This is a genomic window from Allobosea sp. P1_A7 (assembly GCF_056406775.1).
Window position 1 is genome coordinate 1 of record NZ_JBFTZN010000468.1, and the last position, 2,707, is coordinate 2,707.

Sequence of the window (2,707 nt, forward strand, 5' to 3'; positions counted from 1 at the left end):
AATCCATCGAAAGCGCGACCGCCTTCGCTCATATCGCCAGCATCCGCATGCTCACACGCCGCATCGCAAGACATTGCAAACCCGCGTGAACTTTTGAATCCGGCTCTAAGCGCGCGCCGTGGCACGCTGGTCTCAATTAGACAGACCCCTAGCCAACCACAATGGAGTTTGGGAAAGTCTTGACCGTGAAGTACCGCTTCCTCGCTGCTGTGTCGTTCATGCTGTCTCTTCTGGTCGCAGCGCCTTCGAGTGCGCAGTTTGCCGGGACGCCAGGGAATGGTCCGCGTGCGCCCGGTGGCGCCAGGCAGGGTCTCGGACCGCCCTCGCTCAGCGACAGCACCCCGGATATCCGGCTGCGTTCAGATGGAGGGCGTATTCCAGGTGCAGGGGCACCTATCAATTCCAGCGGAGGGAAACGGCGCGGACATACTGGCGTACATTCGCGGGGAAGTGCAGGCGCTGGGGTCGGGCATGCGAACCGAGCAGACGGTCGTCACCGATTGCCAAATGGCCATCACTCCCCAGGGCACGTCGTACGGTGACCCACCTTCTCAGGAGCATTCATTCGACGACGAGCACCAAGTTCGGTAGGCGGTCGGACGGTCGCTGCCATTGAAGGCGTTGTTCGGCATTGTCACGTTGTCGAACGATCGACGCGACAACACTGGTTGACGATCTCGATCAGGTGGCCGCGGCGGCCGCCCACCACGCCGCCATCGCCGAAGAGCGAAAAGCTCGGTGGGTCTTCGCGGAAATGTGAGATGGCGCTGGACATTGAAGGCGTTGGAGTGGCTGCGTGAGTGGAGAGAAATCTCTGGGCTGAACCYGGGCTCTTGAAACCCTGCATCTTGCGCTCTCGTCGTCGTATAGGCTGATGCGAATTCTCCACGCGATTGTTGCACCAGGCGGAAGCAGGAGCCCTGCCAGACCTCAACGCTTCGTCTTGCACATGTAATAGCCCGGGGTTTCCCGGCACATCTTTCCGTAGTGCTCAGTGAAGGCCGTCTCGTCCAACCACTTGTAGTAGCCCTTCAGCATCGGCAACTTCTGAGCCTTGCGGCAGAGGGCATCGATAGCTAGGCCGTTTTCGGCATCAAGGGCCGCCATGCCCTGGGCCTTGGCATCGTCTTGGCCCTTCTTCCAATGCGGCTCCAGTATAGGGTCATCGATGAAGGTGCCGTCCATGGCGTTTCTCAGGTCCTCGTCGAGGACCTTCAGAAATTGCTTGTTGAGGTGGTGATTGCAGACGTCGGTGGCCATGGCCGAGGCGTAGCCCTGGTTGTAAGCCGCCACCTTTTTGTTGGTGGTGACGTTCTTGTTGGAAATCCTCTTGCCGGGGAGTTCTTCGGCCTGTGCGGAAGCGCGCGCCAGAAGAGCGACGCAGATCATCAAGGTCCTGATCACGGTCTTCATTGTTCAGTGTTCCCAGCCGCGGCAGTCACAGGATGGGATCGATACCAGGAACATCGAAACTCAAGCGCGTGGCGGATTCAAGCCGACGCGGTTATCACGCCAGATCACGAGCTGGCTTCCAGAACGGCAGGGTGCAAAGCCCGAAGAGGGTCAGCAGGATGGCGATATACATTGATATTGCTCCGGTTGATGTGTTGATACCGGAAGATGTGACCCAGGCATGGCCGCAGAGTATACTTGGAGTCCCCGTACTTCGATGAGACATCGTGTGGTTGGAGGGGATGACATGGGCAACATCATCGATCTGGAAAAACACCTCGAAGCCAAGTTCCTCGCCGAAGAGCAGGCAGCGGTGGGCGCTCTGCTTGACCAGTTCGAGGGACGAATTTGTCGAGATCGGCCTGTCCAACCGGGATGACGACGATGTCCCGTGAGATGTACTCGATGTTCTCGGACGAGGGGGATCACGCCGTGTCCGTACTTGTTCAAAAGGTGCGGCTACTGCCGAAGGAACAGCAGGAAGAGTTCCTCGCCAAAGGGAACGAACAGATGCTCCGCCAGCTCCACGGAGACACGGCGCCGCGCAGGCACGGTCAGTTCATAGGCCTGGTCGACATAACGCAAATCGGCTGCATAGCGGAATTCGGCGCGTGACACCTCACGCCGCCCGGCGCAGCCGGTGGCAGCGATGTTCGGTTAATACGCGCCCCTCCATCCCGACGATGACGGCTCGCAATACATACGATTGCTTAAGCACTCCCGGCGCATGATTTGCGCCGCCGATTTGATACTGAGGATTCCAGCCGCCGCGCAAAGGACCAAAAGCAAAGAGGCCCGAGACTGCCGCTGGGACCGTCTCATCTACACGTTTTGTGGTCACTTGCGCTGCACAACTGATCTGGTTCGGGGCGCAAGCCTTGGACGAGGCGATCCAGGCACGGCGGGTCCGCCCACTCGCCGTGTCTGGAAACGCCCATCGCCCGCCTTGTGATACGAAAGATTGTCGTTATGCCTGGTGCGTCAGCAGACGGGTCGTTGACGAACGGAAAGAAGGAACGGGAATGACGCGCGAAGAATTCATCGCCACCCGCACCGAGTGCTCCGATATAGGTGCGGCCATCGCCGATGATCGGGCCGATGGCGCACCGGGATATCTCTATCTCGGCTCGCTCTATATCGAGCGCCTGCCGGGCGGAACCTTCGGCCTGGTCATCGGGAACCGCGAATACCAGTCGGCCGACCTCGCCGACCTTGAGCCGAAGCTATTCGACTTCGCCGTCGCGAAGGGCAGGAC

Annotated in this window: 4 protein-coding genes and 1 pseudogene; 2 read left to right on the forward strand and 3 right to left on the reverse strand. The window is 59.6% G+C overall.

Annotation, left to right across the window (positions count from 1 at the left end; all coding sequences use genetic code 11):
• Nucleotides 1-681 precede the first annotated feature (681 nt).
• Both AC1D34_RS36355 and AC1D34_RS36360 read right to left on the reverse strand, forming a co-directional pair.
• Nucleotides 682-898: pseudogene (locus AC1D34_RS36355) on the reverse strand (DDE-type integrase/transposase/recombinase); the annotation flags it as partial.
• Nucleotides 899-930: 32 nt separating this feature from the next.
• Nucleotides 931-1,413, reverse strand: coding sequence for a hypothetical protein (locus AC1D34_RS36360; protein ID WP_441507962.1), 483 nt, complete (start codon nt 1,411-1,413; stop codon nt 931-933).
• Nucleotides 1,414-1,699: 286 nt separating this feature from the next.
• Between AC1D34_RS36360 and AC1D34_RS36365 the strand changes: the two genes are divergently transcribed.
• The gene (locus AC1D34_RS36365) at nt 1,700-1,831 is read left to right on the forward strand and encodes a hypothetical protein (protein WP_441507961.1); all 132 of its coding nucleotides are present in this window, start codon (nt 1,700-1,702) and stop codon (nt 1,829-1,831) included.
• A gap of 80 nt (nt 1,832-1,911) precedes the next feature.
• Here AC1D34_RS36365 and AC1D34_RS36370 read toward each other — a convergent pair whose 3' ends face one another.
• Entirely contained in the window at nt 1,912-2,070 is a 159-nt protein-coding gene (locus AC1D34_RS36370) for a hypothetical protein (RefSeq protein ID WP_441507960.1), read from the reverse strand.
• 404 nt (nt 2,071-2,474) lie between these two features.
• Between AC1D34_RS36370 and AC1D34_RS36375 the strand changes: the two genes are divergently transcribed.
• A partial coding sequence (locus AC1D34_RS36375) for a hypothetical protein (RefSeq protein ID WP_476826885.1) occupies nt 2,475-2,707 on the forward strand: 233 nt, incomplete at its 3' end.

Bases quoted from the DNA above. Each gene is read 5' to 3' on its own strand.
- AC1D34_RS36360 (WP_441507962.1), bottom strand. From the start codon at position 1,413: ATGAAGACCGTGATCAGGACCTTGATGATCTGCGTCGCTCTTCTGGCG.
- AC1D34_RS36365 (WP_441507961.1), top strand. From the start codon at position 1,700: ATGGGCAACATCATCGATCTGGAAAAACACCTCGAAGCCAAGTTCCTC.